Origin of the sequence: Blautia sp. 1001283B150304_161114_C9 (genome assembly GCF_015668165.1) — a bacterium.
Taxonomy (GTDB): Bacteria; Bacillota; Clostridia; order Lachnospirales; family Lachnospiraceae; genus Blautia_A; species Blautia_A wexlerae.
In genome coordinates, this window is sequence record NZ_JADPGO010000004.1 from 120934 (window position 1) to 137871 (window position 16938).

The following is a 16938-nucleotide window of genomic DNA, read 5'->3' on the forward strand; positions in this document are numbered from 1 at the left end:
CAGGAACTTTTCTCTTATTATAGCACCAATCTTGTGAAATCACAATTTATTCTTGTAGCCTGCCGCTGATACCGTCTGGATTGTGCTTTTCCTTTCGTTTTTTGTTCCAACTAATTAGCCATGAACTGCTTAATTCCTTGCGATTTTGCTTATGTGTGATAAAGAAGTAATAGAAGTGTAAAAAATTTTGCCGTTCCTATCCGGCACATGAGGTATGTCGGATAGGTCGGGCGGTTAGGTGTCGGGCAGTTCTACCTTGCCGACAAAAGAATAATAGATTTCGATTTCCTGTCTGCGTAACTTGCCCCGGCGTTTCCCGTCAAGGGCAACGCTTTCATGGACAACGATTTTCTCCACAAACTCCCGCAGCAGAGTAGGGGTAAGTTCTTCAATGGTAGTGTGCCTGCGTACCACATTCATAAACTTTTCAGCGTTTGCGGTGGCTTCCTGCGCTTTGGAAAGTTCTTCCCGCAGTCTGGCGGCACGTTCTTTCAGTTCTTTCTGCTCGGCTTCATAGTCTGCCGACAGCTCTGTGAAACGCTCGTCCGATATGCGCCCGGTTACGCTGTCCTCATACAGCCGCTTGAAGATAGCAGATAACTCGGCTATGCGTTTCTCGGCGGCTTCCAGCTCCTTTTTCTTGGCGGCGTTCCTGCGTCTGTCCCCGTCCTCATTCTGCTCGATTAAAAGCTTCATAAACCGGGCTTCATGCTTTGCCGCATAGCTGGTAACTTTCCGCAGATTGGAGAGTACGCCAGCGGTCAAGAGGTCAGTGCGGATAAAGTGCGCTGTGCAGTCGGCGGTGCGTTTCTTGTAGCTTCCGCAGATATAACAGTCCTGCTTGCGCTTGTCCGTCTGGTATCGCTGCTGGTACATGACGCTGCCGCAGTCGGCACAAAAGAGTATGCCGGAGAACAAGCCCACTTCGTCATAACGGTTGGGGCGTTTGCGCTGCTTGCGTAACTCCTGCACCCGTTCCCACGTTTCCCGGTCAATGATAGGCTCATGGTGGTTCTCAAAAACCGCCTGCTTTTCCGGGGGATTTTCTATGCTGTGTTTCAGCTTGTAGGACGGCTTCTCGGTCTTAAAGTTTACCAGACAGCCCGTATATTCCCGGTTTTCCAGCAGATGAACCACGGTATTGGTCGCCCACTTGCACTCATAGCCGGGGTGGTAGCGGCGGGTGCTGCCCGTCCTGCGGTATTCCAGCGTCCCCGGCGTGGGGATTTGCTGCTCGGTCAGCATACGGGCTATCTTGGTCGGACCGTTCCCGGCAAGGCAAAGGCTGTAAATCTGCCGTACCACCGGGGCGGCTTCCTCGTCAATGATAAAGTTTTCGTCCTCGTCCATGAGGTAGCCATAGACGGGCTTGCTTGTGATGGGCTTTCCGCTCATGCCCTTAGAGCGTTTTACTGCCTTGATTTTCTTGCTCGTATCTCTCACCAGCCATTCGTTAAAAATGTTCCGCAGCGGGGCAAAATCATTTTCCCCCTGTGCGCTGTCCACTCCGTCATTGATAGCGATGAAGCGGACACCTTTCTGTGGGAAAATCATTTCTGTGTACATTCCCACCTGTAAGTAGTTTCGCCCTAACCTCGACATATCCTTGACGATAACTGTCCCGACTTTCCCTGCTTCAATGTCTGCAAGCATGGCTTGAAATCCGGGTCTTTGAAAGTTCGCACCGGAATAACCGTCGTCGGTGTACCAGCGCAGATTAGAAAATCCATTCTGTTTGGCATAGGTTTCCAAAATCCTCTTTTGGTTGGAAATGGAATTGCTCTCGCCTTGCAGCTCGTCCTCATGGGACAGTCTTGGGTAAAGGGCGGTAATGAGTTGCTGGGTGGTCTGTCTTAACATAAATTCCTCCGTTTCCGACAGCCAGCCCCACTATTCCGTACCTTGATTGTACCACATGGGGCGGCTGTCTGTATAGCGGCAAAAGCGTCAAATCTGCTTCTTTACGGTCGGTAAAAATGACGGTTTTTCAATCAGGCTTATCACAGGTCAAATATCCGGCGGCGGCTTCTGCTTCCAGCACTTTCATCATCTTGTCAGCGGCGGTGTCGGTCGCCCCCTCCTTGAAAAAGCCAGACACCACAAGGATTGTGTTGCCTATCCTCGTTTCGGTCACGCAGTCCGGGCGGCGGGCAGGGCGTTTGTTTCTCTGGGTGTCGGTCATAGGCAAATCTCCTTTCCGGCAAGCAGCCGTTTCAGCTGTTCCATTTTTCCCTGTGCGGCGGCTTTCCTCAAATTCTCCCCGGTAAAGCAGAGAGGGGAACACATTTCAAGCAGGCGGTCATAAATCCGGGCGTGGGCGGTGTCCTCCGGGTGCTGCAATTCCTCCAGCGTGAGGTTGGTCGTCACAATCAGCGGCTTCCTGCTCCGGTAGCGGCTGTCAATCACATTGTAGACCTGTTCCAGACCGTATTCTGTGCCACGCTCCATTCCAAAATCGTCAATGATGAGCAGGGGGAAGCTGCAAAGGCGGGAAATATATTCGTTCCTGCCCGCAAAGCTGGCGGCAAGGTCGTTTAATATTGCTGCAAAGTTTGTCATGCACACCGGGACTTCCTGCTCCATGAGGGCGTTTGCAATACACCCGGCAAAATAGCTTTTCCCAGTGCCTACCCTGCCCCACAAGAGCAGCCCGTAGTTCCCGTCCTTTATCTGTTCCCAGCGTGCCACATATCCGGCGGCGTTCTTCATCTGCGGGCAGCTGCCGTTATCGTTGGCAAATGTCCAGTCCTGCATGGTCTTGTCTGTAAAGCCCTGCCGTTTCAGCCGTTCCACCGTTTCAAGGTGGCTGCGCCGCTTCTCGGCGGCTTCCCGTTCCTTACGGGCTGCCCGCTGGCAGTCGCACTCTGACGGGTGGCGGTCACGCCCGAAAAAGGTCTTGCCCTCCGGGAAATAGGCTTCTTTGGGTTTCCGGCATTTGCCGCAGTATAAAAGCCCGTCCTCCCCGGTGTAATCCTCCGGCTCGGCTGTGGTGTCGGTCATAGGCAGTATGGTGTTGTGGATTGTATCGGTCATAGGCTTTCTCCCTCCTTGAATGAATAGTCCGGTATGCCTTTCTTTGGCTTCTCTTTGGCAGCGTCCTCCTGCGCCCACTTGTAAATGGTGGCTGCATGGCTCTGGTACTGCTTCCCGGTGGAAGCGATGTGGCAGGAAAGGCGGTCAAGGTAATACTCCCACTTGCCGGGGAAGTCCTGTTCCAGCTCCAAAAGTTCTGTGTCAGAAAGAAATACATTTTTATATCTGCCATAAGCGGCGGGGGGCTGCCCCTCACTCGCTCCTTTTGTTTGGCTCTCTATTAGGTTGTTTATATTAGTTTGGTTAGGGGACGGTTTTCCGACCGTCATAAGGTCAGTTTTCCGGCTGTCAGTTGGTCGGTTTCCCGCCCTTATGAGGGGCGGTTTTCCGTCCGTCAGTTGGTCGGAAAACTGTACCACTGGGATAGGCGGCACTTTCACATACAGACGGTTGGCGGCAGAAAAGCCCGTCCGTCTGCGTTCCAGCAGCCCGGCAGCGTCCAGTTCGTTCAGTGCGCCCTTTATGGTGGTGCAGCCTTTATCCAGCATTTCCGCTATCTCTGCTATGGGGTAGACAATGTATGTCCGTCCCTCGCTGTCCTGCCAGCCGTTCTTCTGCGAAAGGGTGGAACGGTCTAACAGCAGCGCATATAACTCTCTTGCGGTGTGGGATAGGTCTGTTTCCAGCAGGAAACGGGGGTAAGGCAGGTAAGCGGGCAGCTCCGTTCCTGCGGTCATATAATCAGCGATAGGGTTCACCTCCTTGTGGTGTCTGTCTGTGGGTTCTGTTACGCTTTTAGGGGGCGTTTTTAAGGGAAAAGGATAAATGTATCACGCACCCTTTGACACCCTCCAAAAAAGCCTTGATTTATGCGGGTTTGAAATGCCCTAAAGCGTGACATTTCTCCCTTTGTTTCCGCTTCCGTTTGGCGGCGTTTATCCGCTTCATGCGTCCGGCGCAGTCCGGGCAGTATTTCCCCCGGTTGGATTTTGGGAAGAAGAACGCCCCGCAGACAGCGCAGCGTTTCCGGCTTCCCCGGCGCAAGAGGGCGGCTTCCAGTGCTTCATCAAGGGGCAGGACAGCGGCGGTAAACCAGCGGCAGAGCAGCGAATAGCTGATACTCTGTACACACACGCAAGGCTCGCCGTCCTCCAACAGCAGGCAGTTCCCGCTGTCATAGTTGCAGCACTCATGCACAAGGCGGCGGGCTGCCCGGTACTGGCGGTAGTCCATGCGGGGGATATTACCGTTCATGGCTCTGCTCCTTTCTGCGCTGCGGCTCGCTCCGGCGTAAAATCTGGTCGATATTGCCCTTGACAGTCTGCAAGCGGCGGTACTCCTCCCGTTTTGCCCGGTAATCGTTGTAGCCGCTGTTTTTCTCTTTGATAAGGCTTTCAATCTCTGCTTGCAGGGATTTATAGCTCGGCAGCTTGGAAATGCCGTTCTCCCTGAAATAGCGGGCGGCTGCGTCTGCTATGATAAAGTCACTTTCATGCTTCTGACGGTAGGCTGCTTTTGCTTTGGCGTTTTTCTGCTGTTTCAGCCCGTCCCGGACAGGGCGGGTCTTGGAATAGGCAAGCACCTGCCGTTGCAGCTCCTTTTTCCCGTTCAGCGTCTTTTCCACCTGCTTCAACCACGCAAGGCTTTCCTGCATGGCGGCATAGGCGGCAGAACAGGCTTCGTCCAGTTCCTCCGGGGAGGAAAAGCCGTACTGCTGATAGGCGGTAACGGTAGCTGCCATTTGCTTTAGGTTGTGCTTTGCCGCCCAGCGGTCATAGCCCACGCCCTTGCCCTCGGCTCGCTTGGCTTCCCGGTCAACCATGCGCTGCAAGGTGTTGTCTGCCGGGGTGGTTTTTGCAGCTTTTTCCCCTTGTAACGGCTTTTTAACTGCGGCAGGGTATTCGGGTATGGCTTTGGTCTGTTCGGCAGCTCTGTGGGCGTTCTGCGTGAGCAGGGCAAGGACAGCAGCCTTGTCAAAATCGTCCCCCAGCTTTCGGGCTGTGATAGGCTTTGTCCTGTCCGGCGTGAGGTAGGAAAGCCGCCCCCGGCTCTCCTTGACGGTCACACCCTCCCGCAGCAAAAGGGAAGAAAACTCGTCAAAGCTGCCAGCTTGGGAAAGTGCCTGCCGTATCGTCCGGCGCAGCTTCGCCTTGTCCGTTTCAAACTTGGTGGGCTTGGTCGGCTGTCCGGCGGCTTCTCTGGCGGCGTTCTCTTTGTCAAGGGCAAGCTGCCCTTTCTTTGCCGCCCAGTATTCCCGTTCGGTTATCCGTTCCTTGCTGCCGTTCAAGAGGTCGATTTGGTAAAGCCCCTCCCGGTGGCACATTTCCATGACTTCGCTCTTGAAATATTCCATAGCGGCGTTGGTGCAGCGGTGCTTGCAGCCCTCCAGCGTGTCGGCTGGTCTGTCCATGTAGGGCAGAAGCGGGACTTCGTAAATCCGCAGGGAGTTGATGACGATATGCACATGGATATTCCCGCTGTGGTTATGCCCGTCCGGGTGGGTGCAGATTAGGGCTTGGTGTCCGGGGAAATGCTCCTTGCAGAACTGCTCGCCCAGCTCCTGCGCCCGGTCTACGGTCAAGCCGTTGTCTGTCCCGTCCCGTGGGTCAAAGCTGATGATATAGTGGTGGCTTTTCACATCTTCCCGTTTTTGGTTTTTCTCATAGCGGAGATTGGCTCGCATACAGGCAACAGCGAAATCCTCGCCCCCGCAGTTGAGGGAAGAAATGCGGTAATCCTCCCTCGGTATCAGCCGCCCGTTTTCATCAAGGGTGGCTTTCATGGTAAACTCGTCATGCTCAAATGTGAGATAGGCTTCCGCTGCGCCATAGTCGGCGTTTTTAGAGCTGATATGTTTGAATGTTGCCAACAGCGTCACCCACTTTCTGCAAGACTTCAAACTTTAGGGCAGCAAGGTCGGAAACCGCCGCCCGTACCTCCCCGGCAAGCTGCGGATAGGGACTGTGCCACTCGTTCAGCGTCCGGGCTATCTGGTTTAAGTTGCCGCCGATCCTCCCGTATTCGGCGGTCAGCTTCCCGACAGCGGCAAGCAGCTCGTCATTGATGGGGGAAACGGTTATGATGGGGCGTATGGCTGCCCCGGTTATGGCTTGCCGGATAAACTCGGCTTGGCTCATGTGGTAAGCAGAAAGCCGCTGGGCAAACTCGGCGTATTCTTCCTCGGTCATGCGTGTTTTGACTACCCGGCTGCGGTGCGGCGTGTTGTATCGTTTCATAGGTGGTTGACCTCCTTTCTGTGCGTGGTGTCCTCTCACTAATAGGAGAAAAACAGGGTGTGAAGCGGAACTGTTTTTGAAAAATCCGAAAAATATTTTGAGGGGTTTTTCAGCGGCGCAAGCCGCATAAGCAGGGTTTGGGGAAGGCACTCCCCAACAAGATTCCCGCAGGGGCAAAATGAGCGATAAGCGAATTTTGGCACCTCGGTAGAATCTTGCTCTAAGAAACTGCCGGCCTGCCGTTCACTTGCTACTGCCACTTTTTCAGAAAATCTATAACCAGCTTTTTTTATAAAAGGCTGCGGGCTGGCGTTTTTCCCTTACTCCCTACAAACCACAAAAGAGCAGAATGGACGGACTTTCCGGCAAGAACTTTTCCGGCGGCTCGGTCTTTCCCGACAATAAGGCGTTTCGGAAGCTGCGTTTTGCCCGCTGTCTGAAAAAAATGGCAGCCTTTTTTGGTTTCACTGTCTAATACGGAACTTTTGGAAATTTGCCAAAAATGGACGCAAAAAAAGCAGCAAATCTTTTTCGGATTTACTGCTTCATGTGCCGCTGCGGTGCGGCGGGATGGATATTCAGTTGAAATAAAAGAGGATGGTGGTACTTTAGTCTATCGACTCTTTACTAACTATTAGGTAATCTTGAAAGATTTTCCTTGAATTTATCTAAAGAATGTTCATTGTTTCCCGCAAAAATAAGTGGAATTGTATATTCATATGATATGCCATTTTCATAGTCCGATAATTGTATTTTTATAGTATCATCCCTCTCATCTTTAGGTGCTATATATATGAATGAATTTTTATTTATATCAGATATTTTCCCTTTTTCAGAAGAAACAGTATAACCCCAGTCTGTTAAATTTGTCTTTATTGTAACTTCTGTTTCTGTTTCTTTTCTAGTCTGCAATGCTGTTTTATCGATTTGGATATCAAAAGGAGTCGAACCTAACAATTCACTGTTTATATTTACAAGTTCTTCTCCATTTGTTTTAGAAATATTAGATTCATCTTCATAATTTTGTTGAGATTCATCTTTTGGTGTTTCTCTGTTACATCCTAATAAAAAGCATAAAATAATTAGTACTAATACAGAAAGTTGTTTTTTTTGCATTTATTTCTCCTTTCATATTATCAAAGAAAGCACTGAGAGTACTTTCAAGAAATTTTGAAATATTCTCAATGCTTTCTATTTTTTGATCATAAACTTGCCGGTAATGATACTATGTTAATTTATCTCTTTCGCGTAACCTTTGTTGCAATATACACATGCACCATTCACCCATTTGTGAGACATTTCAATCGTCTCAACTTCATAAATGCTTACTTCTCCACAAATTAAACATTGTTTGTAATTATATACATGACGTGTCGCACATTTATCCCAGTCATCATATATACCAGGCATTTCATCTTCATATCCATAGTACTGGGGAGAACCCCAACTATGAGTATGAGCGGCAAATACAGTCATTGGAGCAGCTACAATTCCAGCTACTACTGAAAGTGCTAAAATAGATTTTCTTAAATTCATAAGTTCCTCCCTTTCCTTAAAAATACATAGCTCTTTGTTACATTGTCATTTTAACATAATAATTGGTAAAATGCAATAATTTATTTTCTATTTACGAGAAAATACTGTGCATATTATCTTATTTAGGAATAGTTAAGGCGGCTACCTAAATCTTTTTATTACTTTACCGCACATGAGCATTTGCTCCGGGATTGTCATTTCCATACCCTTCCAACAGGTTGATAACACCCCATGCCGCAAGTCCGGCTCCGATTGCACAGACCAGTGTTTTTAAAGTAGTAATCGCTGTAGTAAAAAATGCCATATGTGTACCTTTAATCCTTTCTTTTTTAGAGAAAGGGAGCAAAAAACACTGTTAAAACCCTGCCTTTTGTGATAGTATAGGTACAGGATTTTTCTTATGGAAAATCCGACATAGCTGCAGCCGTTACTTTCATTTTGACCGATGGGGTATCGGCTGCTTTTTTCTTCCATAAACATCCATTGTTTCCTCCCTTAACTTTGCGACAACTTGTCGGGAAGTTGTCCGTTTACTGGTTACATCCTGTAGACTTCCACCTCTTCATCCGGCTTCATTACAAGATTGGTGCTTAAATATTTTTCAATATCAAAGCGGTTCTTTTTGTCATAGTCCGACAGGTATTTATAGTTCTTATGCTTGCAGATGTCGAATTTATCAGAGAAAAACGGTCTGACTCCACGAAGCTGCATGATACATTTCCCGCCGTCCATGACTGCAATCTCATCCTGGCTCATCAACTCCTTCCCTGTTTTCTGGTAATTCAGTCCATAAGAACGCTGCGAACCTCTGGTATCCGAGGTGTTGTAAAGATCAATGGTCTCTTTACCCAAAATTTCAGCCATCTCTTTTAAGGTTGTTTTCTCCTTTCCACCGAGGAACAGTGTCGTGTCACAATTTCCTTCAATCGTGTCCGCATTATCCTTATAAATTGCCTTTAACTGGCTCTTTGACTGCAAAATAATAGAAGCTGAAATCTCACGGCTTCGGATCGTCGCAATCAGCTTCTCGAATTTTGGAATCTGTCCGATGTTCGCAAACTCATCCAATAAGCAGCGCACATGAATCGGCAGCCTTCCGTCATATACGTCATCTGCCCGGTCACATAACAGGTTAAAAAGCTGGGTGTACATGATAGATACAACAAAATTAAATGTATCATCCGTATCGGAGATAATGACAAACAGTGCTGTCTTTCTGTCTCCCAGTAAATCCAGTTCCAGCTCGTCATAACTCATCAGCTCCCTAAGTTCCGCAATATCAACTGGCGCAAGTCTCGCACCACAGGAAATCAGGATACTTTTCGCTGTCTTGCCAGAGACAAATTGTCAAGGACTTTTTAATCAAATTCACAAAAAATCTACAAAAAAGGTGCCAGAAGCACCGTATGGCTCCTGACACCTCGTTTGATAGATTACATTTTTCCGTTCAGCAGGTCTTTGCAGAGATACGCATAGTCTGGCAGCTGGTTGATATATGGCTCCCAGCGCCGCTTGATTTCGGCCAATTCCAGCGGATCGGCTGCTTCCAGCGCATGATCGTTGCCCGTCATATATAAAACATCCGTAGCAACATCATCCAAACATCTACCGCAGAGATCAGCGGCTGATTCTATCCTGATGCCAGTATCCACATAAAGCGGATTTACGCCAATCGTCAGCCAGACATAGCCTACCTTGTCCGACCAGAGCAGTTCAAAATCAGGACTTTGCCGCAGATGTTCCGCAAAGACCTCCTTTACTCGTTCAATTTCATGCTTCTCTTTTTCTGTGTAAAGCATTTTCGTATCCTCCTTGACAAAAATTTTGGTGCGTACCATCATCAGTTTAGCACAAGGCGGCTTCGTTTATCAGTCTGTCACATCTGCTGAATTTCATTTTTGAGCATACGCTTGATTTTATCGCTCATGGTTTCTGTGCTGGTATTGCTGAAATGGACATGAACCTTGTAGGTTGTCTTTCCGATTTTCTTTACCATCGCCGGCGTGTTTTCCGGCGCTCTGGACGCAGTAGCGGCGTCTGACACCTGCATAGTACAGGGTTCTTTGTTCATGGCGCTCCTTTCTCCGAACGGGTCTGTGCCGCCCGGTAAAAAATCAATCGTGCTTACTGTTTACAATGTCTTTTGCTGCCTGTCGGGTAGCACCGGCATTTTCTTCCCGGAAATTCTTCCCGTCAAAGAGAATCGGCGCACACCGTTCCAGAATACGGCCATAGATACGGGCGTGAGCCAGATCAGGCGGGTTTTTCAACTCGGACAGTTTCAAGTTTGTTGTGATAATCATGGGTCTGCGGCTGCGATAGCGGCTGTCGATGACGAAAAACATCTGCTCCATAGCATATTCTGTACTGCGCTCTACACCCAGATCGTCAATGATAAGCAGGTCATATTCGTCAAAGCTGGCGATAAAGTCGGCCCTGTCCTCGGAAAACATGCCCGTCAGGCGGTTCAGGATGGTGGGAAAGTTCGTCATCAGCACAGGCACATCCCGGTCAAGTAGGGCGTTGGCGATGCAACCGGCGAAAAAGGACTTGCCGGTTCCCACATCCCCGAACAACAGCAGGCCGGTGTTGTTCCTGTATGCCTCCTTCCAGTTCTCCACGTAGGCGCGGGCCTTGTCCATCAGAGGATTTTGGCCGTTGTCGTTGGCAAAGGTGTAGTCGTACAGATAGCGGTCTTGCAGGCCCTGGGCCTTCCGGCGCTTGATGCGCTCCATGCGGCGCTGCCGTTCCTCGGCGGCCTTGCGCTGTTCCTCGGCCTCCCGCTGACACTGGCAGATACAGCGGGGCATGAAGTAGCCGGGTTTCCCAAAGCATAGCACAACGGTCTGCCTCTGGCCGCCGCACTTTTTACAGTGAATGAGACCGTCTGACAGGTCTATATACTCGTCCTCAGCCAGTTCCACACCGGCGGCTGCCTTGTCAATCAGCGCCCGGATTTCTGCGGTAATCTCAATCATACGGTTTCATCCTCCTTTACGCTGTAATCCCGGTTGCGAGAGGGCGGGGCTGCTTTCTTCGCGTCCTCACCGGCCCAGCGCCGGATGGTCGCTGCATGGCTCTGATAACGCTTGCCGGTAGAAGCCATGTACTCGGACAGTTTTTCGATGTACTGTTCCCATACAGCAGGAAAGCTGGCCTGCAAGTCTGCCAGTTCTTCATCCGTCAGGAAAACATTCTGGTAACGGCCATAGGTGTGGGAAGGGTGCCCCGTTTCAGGGCGTACCTTCTCTATCTCTCTCTTTATCTTTATCTCTATCTCTTTCTCTAACTCTATCTCTATCTCTGGTGGACGAATGTCGGACAAATGTCCGCCACTTGTCCGGAGCGCAGAAAGCGCCTTATTTTGTAGCCTCGCAGCCCGCTTTCGCTCAGCCTCGGTAGAGGACTGGCCGATTAAAAGTTCGATGTTGCTCATGTAGAATGTGCCGCTGTCCAGCACCTCCACAAGCCCCAGCTTCAGGAAGATTTGCAAGGCCCTCTCCACAGTGCCGATCTGCTGGCGGGTGATGGTGGCGATCATCTGCGCCGTGTAAGGAATGTCCTCGTCAAGTTGAAGCCGTCCGCCATGTTTCAGCGATTTCAGATACAGCTTGAGCAGAATGTTGGAATACAGCACACCGTCCTGCATACTTTCCAGCAGCACGATGGAATCATCGTCAAAATAGTTTTCTTTGAGTTTCAGGTAATAATATTTTCGGTTGTCTGACATAGGGTTCCTCCTTGGGGTTTCTCTTGGGATTCTGTACGCATTTTAAGGCTATTTTAGGGGGCAGAGGATAAATCTATCAGACTGCCTTTGACACCCCCGAAAAAAGCCTTGATTTACAAGGGTTTTTCAGCCCCTAAAGCGTGACATTTCTCCCGTTGTTTCCGCTTGCGCTTTGCGGCGTTGATCCGCTTCATGCGTGCGGCACATTCCGGGCAGTATTTGGCTCGGTTGGAACCGGGGGTAAACAGTGCCTTACATACGGAGCATTTCTTAGCATTCAGCCGGTGGAACAGCGCCGTTTCCAGTTCCTTATCCTGCGGCAATACCGCCGCCCGAAACCACCTGCACAACAGGGAGTAGGAAATAGACTGGACACAGACACATTCCTCCCCATCGTCCAGGGCGATACAGTTTCCGTCGATGTAGTTACAGCACTCATGCACCAGCCTCCGCACTCTGCGGTACTGGCGGTAATCCATGACGGAGATAGGTTCAGACTTATTGTTCTTCATAAATGATTTCTTTCATAAAGTCGGTAACCTCCTTAAATGAATTTATTGTTAAATATTCGTGCAAAGTATTGTTTTCTTCGTGCAAATGGCATATACTATAATTGCCAGCAGAAAGGGGTTGATCGTATGGCTGGAAATACCACAAACATCAGTATCCGCATGGACGCAGATCTGAAAGCGCAGGCGGACGCACTGTTTACTGAACTTGGCATGAACCTGACTACGGCGTTTAACATCTTTGTGCGCCAGTCGCTTCGTGAAGGCGGCATTCCCTTTGAAGTAAGGCTGGAACAGCCGAACAAAGAAACGGTTGCTGCCATGCTGGAAGCGGAAAGGATTGCAAAAGACCCGTCTGTAAAGGGCTACAATGACCTTGACGAGTTATTTGCTGACCTGAAAAGATGAAAGAAACCAAATATACCGTCAAGTACACGACCAGTTTCAAAAAGGACTACAAACGAGCCATCAAGCGTGGCTTGAAGATCGAACTGCTGGAGCAGGTCGTAGCGTTGCTGGCGATGGGCGAACCGCTGCCGGATAAGAACCGTGACCATGACCTGTCCGGCGATTGGGCAGGCCATCGGGAATGTCACATTCTCCCGGACTGGCTGCTTGTCTACCGCATAGAAGATGATGTTCTGGTGCTGACGCTGGCCCGCACCGGCACACACAGCGACTTGTTCGGCAAATAAACAGTCTGCCGCCGTATGGGGAAACCTGTACGGCGGTTTTTCTGTATGCAAAAGTATGTCGTGAAACGCGACGCACTTGACAGGGGTACGCCAAAACGCGGTAGCCTTTACCGCTCCGGCCCACGGTCGTGAGACTTGTCCCTTTCCTGTCGGGACAGCTGCTCGGCGGTTTTGCGGAGCCGTTCCACTGCTTTCAAATCCTCCCGCATGGATTTCATGGCAAGCGTGTCCGTCTGCTTTCCGGCGGTCAGCTGGTCGATTTCCCGCTGCCATGCCTTCGGGGTTATCCCCTCGCCGCTGTCTTTCAGTTCTTTCAGATACCGGGCTGCTGCGTCATACAGAATCAGTTCCCGGCTGTGGCGCTGTTCAAACTGTTCCCGTTTTTCCGGCTTTACTTTGGCAAGCTGCTTGTGGATGGACTTGTACTGGTTGTACTGTTCCCACATCTCCCCGCGTTCGGTAAGAATGGCGATCCGGCGCTCGGCCTTGACGATCTTTCCCCGCAGGTCATAGTAACAGCTGTTCATATCAGCGATTTTTTCATGAAGCTGCTGCATAGACTGGATGCCGTTTGCCTGCAAAAAGCTGAATAGTGCAGCGCTTTCCTGCAAAGCCCGGATTTTGCCGGTGCGGGTGCGGGGAGCGTTCAACTGCTGCTGGGCCTCCCACAAAGCTGTCAAGCTGCTTTGCTGTGTTTGTGTTTTTTCCGTTTCGGCTTTCGACCAGCGATAAAGACGGGTAATGCGGGCTTTGATTTCTTTCAGCAGCTTGTTGTCGGCGGCGATCTGCCGGTTTACTTCTCCCTTGTCTGTGCGGATACTGCGCTTTTCCATTTGGCTGGCGGCTGGCCCCAGATGGACAGAGGGGATCTTATCAATGCCCTGCCGCTTGTAGCTGCGGTGGTCTACCAGGGCGGGATGACCGGCGGCCTCCAATGCCCGGTTGGTGCAGGCCGCCCATGCCGCCCGCCAAATCTCCACATTCCCTTTGTCGTTCCAGTCGGTGGTGTCCTCCCGGTGGTTCTTCCAGCCGCCTTTCCCGTCCGGGATACGCTGGCCGTTTTCGTCCAGGTCGTATGCCTTGCGGCACTTTGCGCCCCATGCGCCATTTTCTTTCAGGGGCCGGACGGTCAGCATGATATGAACATGGGGGTTGCCGGTTCCCTTATCGTGGATGGCGAAGTCGGCGCACATCCCCTTGTCCACAAAGTTGTCCTTCACATAGGCCCGGACAAGGGCAAGCTGCTGTTCTCTGGACAGTTCGCGGGGCAGAGCTGCTTCGATCTCGCGGGCAAGCTGGCTGTCCCTTGCTTTCTCGATTTGCTCCACGCTGTTCCAGAGGGTGGAGCGGTCTGCAAACTCTGGCAGGGCGTGGGCAGGCAGCATGATCTCCGCATGGACAATGCCGCCTTTCCGGGTGTAGTCGTGGGTCATTCCATCCCATTCATTTGTCAGCTTGGTTCCGCTGCGGTAAGCAGCTGCGGCAACAGCAGAACGGCCTGCGCTGCGCTTGATGATACTGACGGGGATATGACAGAAATCTATGGGGAACACCTCCTTTCAGTGAGGGGATAACAGGCTCTGTGGAGCCGGACAAACGCAAAGCGGGTGTTTGGCTGTGCAGAGCGCACAAGGGGTTTGGGGAGCGTAGCTTCCCATCGCGGACGAAGTACGCAATGCCCCCGGCAGGGCGCACAGCACCGGCAACGGTGTATAAGTGCGCCCTTGTAAACAAGGGACTTATGGCGTGTCCCCGGATTTTGGCAGGTTTGCAGTCAATTCCACAGCCCCCGGAAGATGGGACAGGGCAATTAGAAATGCTTTGACCTCTGCGCCGGAAAGGTCGGGAGCCAACGGGAAAATCCCCTCCAAAACGGCTCCACGCTCAATCAGGCGGCGGGTGCGAACCCTGCGTTCTTCGTTCCGCTGCTTGTTCTCCAAAATCTTCTTGCGGTTTTCAAGCTGTCGGATCTCCTTCAGGACTTCCTCCCGTTCTTCTTTTTGGGTTTGGGCTGTATTTTTTTCGTTCATGTCATGCACCTCTTTTCTTTGAAAACGCTCATAGATTGACCGTCCATTTCTGACGCGCAAAGTACCGGCGCAGCCTCCGCAGTGCGGCATGGATGGATTTTCCCGCCTGTGATGGTGTGATACCCTCCATTGCGGCAATATCTTTCACTTTCATACCCAGCATATAGCGGGCGTAGACACGGCGAGCCTGCATAGGCGGCAGGGAGGAAATGGCTTCGTACAATCGCCGTATCAGTTCTTCGTATTCGGCTAATTCTTCTTTTTCTATCAGATGATCCTCCGGCGATGGCTGCGCCCAGCCGATGGCGGCATTTTCGATTCCATCGTTACAATCGAGGGAATAAAACGCCTTATACCGGAACATCTTGCGATCTCTGGCGGCCTCGGCTCTCTTATCCAGAAGAAACGCTTCGACGATCTCATCGGACACCTCCACAAAAATGTCCTCTTTGCAAAATGGATAATATTGTTTGAGATTGATGGTCTGCATAGGCACGCCCTCACTCTGTTTGAAAAAGGTCATCATAGCAGCGGCGCATATTCCGCAGCCCCCGGCGGATGGCAACGCTAACCTTGCTGCTGTGGACGCCCTCTCTCCGGGAGATTTCCGGCTGCTTGATACCTCCCATGTAATAGGCGTGAACACGGCGGGCCTGTGTCGGAGTGGCATGAGCCAGAGCCACCGGCAGAGCTGCTATCAGGTGCAGGCGGGTGGTCATTTCTTCTCGTTCCAGCAAAATATCTTCCGGCGATCTGCTGTGTTCCAGCGCGTAATTTTCCAGCCAGCTGTATGCGTCCAGAGAGTAGTAGGCGCGGTGGTAGACTTTCCGACGCTCATAGTTCTCCATCTCCCGCTGGGCCTGATACATCGCTGCCCATACCTCGTCCGTAACATCCACAAACTCGTCATGCCGGTAGTGGGGATACATCCACCGCAGATTGATTGTTTTCATAGGCTTACCTCCTGAAAATCGGAGAGGCGGGCAGCTTGTCCGCTGTCCGCCCCTCGCTGGGATAAGGGAAAATCCCTTTCACTTGGTAGCCCGAAAACAGGTCATTCGTTAAGCCTGTTCTCAAAGGATTTTATAAATTTTTTTCTGACCGCCTCCACACTTTGATAAACAGCCACTTTGGAGCAGCCGCACAGCACACCGATCTCTGCAAGGCTCAGCCCGTCAAGCGCATAGAGCAGGAACCGGCGGCGCTGGGCCTCGGTACAGGTGTCCAGAACAGCCATCAGCTCATGCAGCGTTTCCATGCGGCAAAGGTATTCCTCCGGCGTTTCGCCGTAGACCCCTACACCCTCGGTGGTAATGATGTACTCGTCAAACTCCCGGCCATCCCAATGCCGCCGCTGTTCATGGAACAGGTTCTCCGTTTTATGATCGGCCCGGTCAAGAAATTCATAGACTTCCAGCGTGACCTCCACGGTCACAGCTTGTCCGTTATAATTGATGGTAACTTCCATCTGCCTTTCCTCCATTCAGAATTTTTGGTAAATCTGAATGGGGCGGCGGAGAACGGCACCGGGGATAAAGTTCGGGCCATGCTGACCCGATGTTCCGGCTCCACAGGGACAAAAAAGCACCCGGACGGCATAAAGCCATACGAGCGTCGCGGAATATATTTTGCTGTTTAGTTACATGGTATAGTACATACCGCTGACCGCATTGCTCCGCTGCTGGGAACAGGCTTTTTTTAGCTGGTGGAGATTACGGACACTGTGAAAAAAGACAAAAATAGACACGGCGGCAATCCTCCTATATGCCGCCGTGGATTTACACGGTGTTAGGTCGTCGTTGGTTTAGGGTAGACGAAAAGAAACGGCGGCTCTGATTTCTCAAAACCGCCGCCAGGGTATCTAGAGTAAGCGCACAAAATCAACCTGCCCAGCTACGGTTTTTTTCTTTCCCCATTAGGCGGGGCAGGTTTAAAAGAATATGAAAAGCCGATAGCAGCAGTCATGTTAGCCTGCGTGTTATCGGCTCTGCGTCTATGCGTCTGGCTCTCTAATAACGGATATATTCAGTTGCTTTACATGAATGAGCGTTTCCTGTTTACATTTTGGACAGAACAAGGGGAAATTCCTTAATTCCGTGTCAATTCGTATTTTTATTCGGGTTTTATTATGGCATATAGGACAACTAACCCAACTTGTCTCTTTCATCA

Annotated in this window: 22 protein-coding genes and 2 pseudogenes; 2 read left to right on the top strand and 22 right to left on the bottom strand. The window is 50.8% G+C overall.

Features of this window, described 5'->3' with window-relative positions; all coding sequences use genetic code 11:
- Positions 1-234: 234 nt before the first annotated feature.
- The 16 genes and pseudogenes from I4V44_RS03430 to I4V44_RS03505 all read right to left on the bottom strand — a co-directional run bounded on the left by I4V44_RS03430 (position 235) and on the right by I4V44_RS03505 (position 12047).
- On the bottom strand, positions 235-1860 hold the full coding sequence (locus I4V44_RS03430) for a recombinase family protein (RefSeq protein ID WP_002594230.1): 1626 nt from the start codon (positions 1858-1860) through the stop codon (positions 235-237).
- Between the two features lie 127 nt (positions 1861-1987).
- A complete protein-coding gene (locus I4V44_RS03435) occupies positions 1988-2182 on the bottom strand; it encodes a transposon-encoded TnpW family protein (RefSeq protein WP_002594231.1) in 195 nt (64 codons plus the stop codon).
- Positions 2179-3033, bottom strand: a complete 855-nt coding sequence (locus tag I4V44_RS03440; RefSeq protein WP_002594232.1) for an ATP-binding protein — start codon at positions 3031-3033, stop codon at positions 2179-2181. Before I4V44_RS03440 ends, I4V44_RS03435 begins: the two co-directional genes overlap by 4 nt.
- Entirely contained in the window at positions 3030-3770 is a 741-nt protein-coding gene (locus tag I4V44_RS03445; protein WP_002594233.1) for a replication initiator protein A, read from the bottom strand. Before I4V44_RS03445 ends, I4V44_RS03440 begins: the two co-directional genes overlap by 4 nt.
- A gap of 130 nt (positions 3771-3900) precedes the next feature.
- On the bottom strand, positions 3901-4287 hold the full coding sequence (locus I4V44_RS03450) for a cysteine-rich VLP domain-containing protein (protein ID WP_002594234.1): 387 nt from the start codon (positions 4285-4287) through the stop codon (positions 3901-3903).
- Positions 4277-5902 (bottom strand): relaxase/mobilization nuclease domain-containing protein, encoded by a 1626-nt coding sequence (locus I4V44_RS03455; protein WP_002594235.1) that lies wholly within the window; start codon positions 5900-5902, stop codon positions 4277-4279. Before I4V44_RS03455 ends, I4V44_RS03450 begins: the two co-directional genes overlap by 11 nt.
- Positions 5874-6269, bottom strand: coding sequence for a plasmid mobilization protein (locus I4V44_RS03460; RefSeq protein WP_002594236.1), 396 nt, complete (start codon positions 6267-6269; stop codon positions 5874-5876). The genes I4V44_RS03455 and I4V44_RS03460 overlap by 29 nt, the downstream gene beginning before the upstream one ends.
- 627 nt (positions 6270-6896) lie before the next feature.
- Positions 6897-7385: a hypothetical protein gene (locus tag I4V44_RS03465; RefSeq protein WP_002569239.1), complete on the bottom strand. Its 489-nt coding sequence runs from the start codon at positions 7383-7385 to the stop codon at positions 6897-6899.
- Between the two features lie 114 nt (positions 7386-7499).
- On the bottom strand, positions 7500-7805 hold the full coding sequence (locus I4V44_RS03470; RefSeq protein WP_002569240.1) for a hypothetical protein: 306 nt from the start codon (positions 7803-7805) through the stop codon (positions 7500-7502).
- A gap of 175 nt (positions 7806-7980) precedes the next feature.
- Positions 7981-8109: pseudogene (locus tag I4V44_RS03475) on the bottom strand (Maff2 family mobile element protein); the annotation flags it as partial.
- Between the two features lie 233 nt (positions 8110-8342).
- A pseudogene (locus I4V44_RS03480) lies at positions 8343-9152 on the bottom strand (VirD4-like conjugal transfer protein, CD1115 family); the annotation flags it as partial.
- A gap of 86 nt (positions 9153-9238) precedes the next feature.
- Complete coding sequence (locus I4V44_RS03485) at positions 9239-9646, bottom strand: hypothetical protein (RefSeq protein ID WP_431833709.1); 408 nt, start codon at positions 9644-9646, stop codon at positions 9239-9241.
- 35 nt (positions 9647-9681) lie between these two features.
- Positions 9682-9855, bottom strand: a complete 174-nt coding sequence (locus tag I4V44_RS03490) for a transposon-encoded TnpW family protein (RefSeq protein ID WP_431835168.1) — start codon at positions 9853-9855, stop codon at positions 9682-9684.
- A gap of 64 nt (positions 9856-9919) precedes the next feature.
- Positions 9920-10783 (bottom strand): ATP-binding protein, encoded by an 864-nt coding sequence (locus I4V44_RS03495; RefSeq protein WP_196002332.1) that lies wholly within the window; start codon positions 10781-10783, stop codon positions 9920-9922.
- Entirely contained in the window at positions 10780-11535 is a 756-nt protein-coding gene (locus tag I4V44_RS03500; protein ID WP_196002333.1) for a phage replisome organizer N-terminal domain-containing protein, read from the bottom strand. Before I4V44_RS03500 ends, I4V44_RS03495 begins: the two co-directional genes overlap by 4 nt.
- Positions 11536-11648: 113 nt before the next feature.
- Positions 11649-12047: a cysteine-rich VLP domain-containing protein gene (locus tag I4V44_RS03505; RefSeq protein WP_196002334.1), complete on the bottom strand. Its 399-nt coding sequence runs from the start codon at positions 12045-12047 to the stop codon at positions 11649-11651.
- Between the two features lie 126 nt (positions 12048-12173).
- On the opposite strand from I4V44_RS03505, the gene I4V44_RS03510 reads away from it, so the two are divergent.
- Both I4V44_RS03510 and I4V44_RS03515 read left to right on the top strand, forming a co-directional pair.
- Positions 12174-12452, top strand: a complete 279-nt coding sequence (locus tag I4V44_RS03510) for a type II toxin-antitoxin system RelB/DinJ family antitoxin (protein ID WP_005924829.1) — start codon at positions 12174-12176, stop codon at positions 12450-12452.
- Positions 12449-12739, top strand: coding sequence for a type II toxin-antitoxin system YafQ family toxin (locus tag I4V44_RS03515; RefSeq protein ID WP_002596328.1), 291 nt, complete (start codon positions 12449-12451; stop codon positions 12737-12739). Before I4V44_RS03510 ends, I4V44_RS03515 begins: the two co-directional genes overlap by 4 nt.
- A gap of 107 nt (positions 12740-12846) precedes the next feature.
- On the opposite strand, the gene mobQ is transcribed toward I4V44_RS03515, so the two are convergent.
- The 6 genes from mobQ to I4V44_RS03545 form a co-directional block, all read right to left on the bottom strand.
- On the bottom strand, positions 12847-14292 hold the full coding sequence (gene mobQ, locus I4V44_RS03520; protein ID WP_196002335.1) for a MobQ family relaxase: 1446 nt from the start codon (positions 14290-14292) through the stop codon (positions 12847-12849).
- Between the two features lie 186 nt (positions 14293-14478).
- A complete protein-coding gene (locus tag I4V44_RS03525) occupies positions 14479-14769 on the bottom strand; it encodes a DUF3847 domain-containing protein (protein ID WP_196002336.1) in 291 nt (96 codons plus the stop codon).
- A 28-nt stretch (positions 14770-14797) separates the two neighbouring features.
- Positions 14798-15259 carry an RNA polymerase sigma factor gene (locus I4V44_RS03530; RefSeq protein ID WP_196002337.1) on the bottom strand — a complete coding sequence of 154 codons (462 nt, stop codon included), beginning with the start codon at positions 15257-15259 and terminating at the stop codon, positions 14798-14800.
- A 10-nt stretch (positions 15260-15269) separates the two neighbouring features.
- Complete coding sequence (locus I4V44_RS03535) at positions 15270-15722, bottom strand: RNA polymerase subunit sigma-24 (RefSeq protein WP_196002338.1); 453 nt, start codon at positions 15720-15722, stop codon at positions 15270-15272.
- A gap of 101 nt (positions 15723-15823) precedes the next feature.
- The gene (locus I4V44_RS03540) at positions 15824-16237 is read right to left on the bottom strand and encodes an RNA polymerase sigma factor (RefSeq protein WP_118728633.1); all 414 of its coding nucleotides are present in this window, start codon (positions 16235-16237) and stop codon (positions 15824-15826) included.
- A gap of 525 nt (positions 16238-16762) precedes the next feature.
- Entirely contained in the window at positions 16763-16936 is a 174-nt protein-coding gene (locus I4V44_RS03545) for a cysteine-rich KTR domain-containing protein (RefSeq protein ID WP_081026450.1), read from the bottom strand.
- Between the last annotated feature and the right edge of the window lie 2 nt (positions 16937-16938).

What these genes read in the sequence shown, in the direction of transcription:
- I4V44_RS03430 (WP_002594230.1), bottom strand. Translation starts at nt 1,860, where the DNA reads ATGTTAAGACAGACCACCCAGCAACTCATTACCGCCCTTTACCCAAGA.
- I4V44_RS03435 (WP_002594231.1), bottom strand. Translation starts at nt 2,182, where the DNA reads ATGACCGACACCCAGAGAAACAAACGCCCTGCCCGCCGCCCGGACTGC.
- I4V44_RS03440 (WP_002594232.1), bottom strand. Translation starts at nt 3,033, where the DNA reads ATGACCGATACAATCCACAACACCATACTGCCTATGACCGACACCACA.
- I4V44_RS03445 (WP_002594233.1), bottom strand. Translation starts at nt 3,770, where the DNA reads ATGACCGCAGGAACGGAGCTGCCCGCTTACCTGCCTTACCCCCGTTTC.
- I4V44_RS03450 (WP_002594234.1), bottom strand. Translation starts at nt 4,287, where the DNA reads ATGAACGGTAATATCCCCCGCATGGACTACCGCCAGTACCGGGCAGCC.
- I4V44_RS03460 (WP_002594236.1), bottom strand. Translation starts at nt 6,269, where the DNA reads ATGAAACGATACAACACGCCGCACCGCAGCCGGGTAGTCAAAACACGC.
- I4V44_RS03465 (WP_002569239.1), bottom strand. Translation starts at nt 7,385, where the DNA reads ATGCAAAAAAAACAACTTTCTGTATTAGTACTAATTATTTTATGCTTT.
- I4V44_RS03470 (WP_002569240.1), bottom strand. Translation starts at nt 7,805, where the DNA reads ATGAATTTAAGAAAATCTATTTTAGCACTTTCAGTAGTAGCTGGAATT.
- I4V44_RS03485 (WP_431833709.1), bottom strand. Translation starts at nt 9,646, where the DNA reads ATGATGGTACGCACCAAAATTTTTGTCAAGGAGGATACGAAAATGCTT.
- I4V44_RS03490 (WP_431835168.1), bottom strand. Translation starts at nt 9,855, where the DNA reads ATGCAGGTGTCAGACGCCGCTACTGCGTCCAGAGCGCCGGAAAACACG.
- I4V44_RS03495 (WP_196002332.1), bottom strand. Translation starts at nt 10,783, where the DNA reads ATGATTGAGATTACCGCAGAAATCCGGGCGCTGATTGACAAGGCAGCC.
- I4V44_RS03500 (WP_196002333.1), bottom strand. Translation starts at nt 11,535, where the DNA reads ATGTCAGACAACCGAAAATATTATTACCTGAAACTCAAAGAAAACTAT.
- I4V44_RS03505 (WP_196002334.1), bottom strand. Translation starts at nt 12,047, where the DNA reads ATGAAGAACAATAAGTCTGAACCTATCTCCGTCATGGATTACCGCCAG.
- I4V44_RS03510 (WP_005924829.1), top strand. Translation starts at nt 12,174, where the DNA reads ATGGCTGGAAATACCACAAACATCAGTATCCGCATGGACGCAGATCTG.
- I4V44_RS03515 (WP_002596328.1), top strand. Translation starts at nt 12,449, where the DNA reads ATGAAAGAAACCAAATATACCGTCAAGTACACGACCAGTTTCAAAAAG.
- I4V44_RS03525 (WP_196002336.1), bottom strand. Translation starts at nt 14,769, where the DNA reads ATGAACGAAAAAAATACAGCCCAAACCCAAAAAGAAGAACGGGAGGAA.
- I4V44_RS03530 (WP_196002337.1), bottom strand. Translation starts at nt 15,259, where the DNA reads ATGCAGACCATCAATCTCAAACAATATTATCCATTTTGCAAAGAGGAC.
- I4V44_RS03535 (WP_196002338.1), bottom strand. Translation starts at nt 15,722, where the DNA reads ATGAAAACAATCAATCTGCGGTGGATGTATCCCCACTACCGGCATGAC.
- I4V44_RS03540 (WP_118728633.1), bottom strand. Translation starts at nt 16,237, where the DNA reads ATGGAAGTTACCATCAATTATAACGGACAAGCTGTGACCGTGGAGGTC.
- I4V44_RS03545 (WP_081026450.1), bottom strand. Translation starts at nt 16,936, where the DNA reads ATGAAAGAGACAAGTTGGGTTAGTTGTCCTATATGCCATAATAAAACC.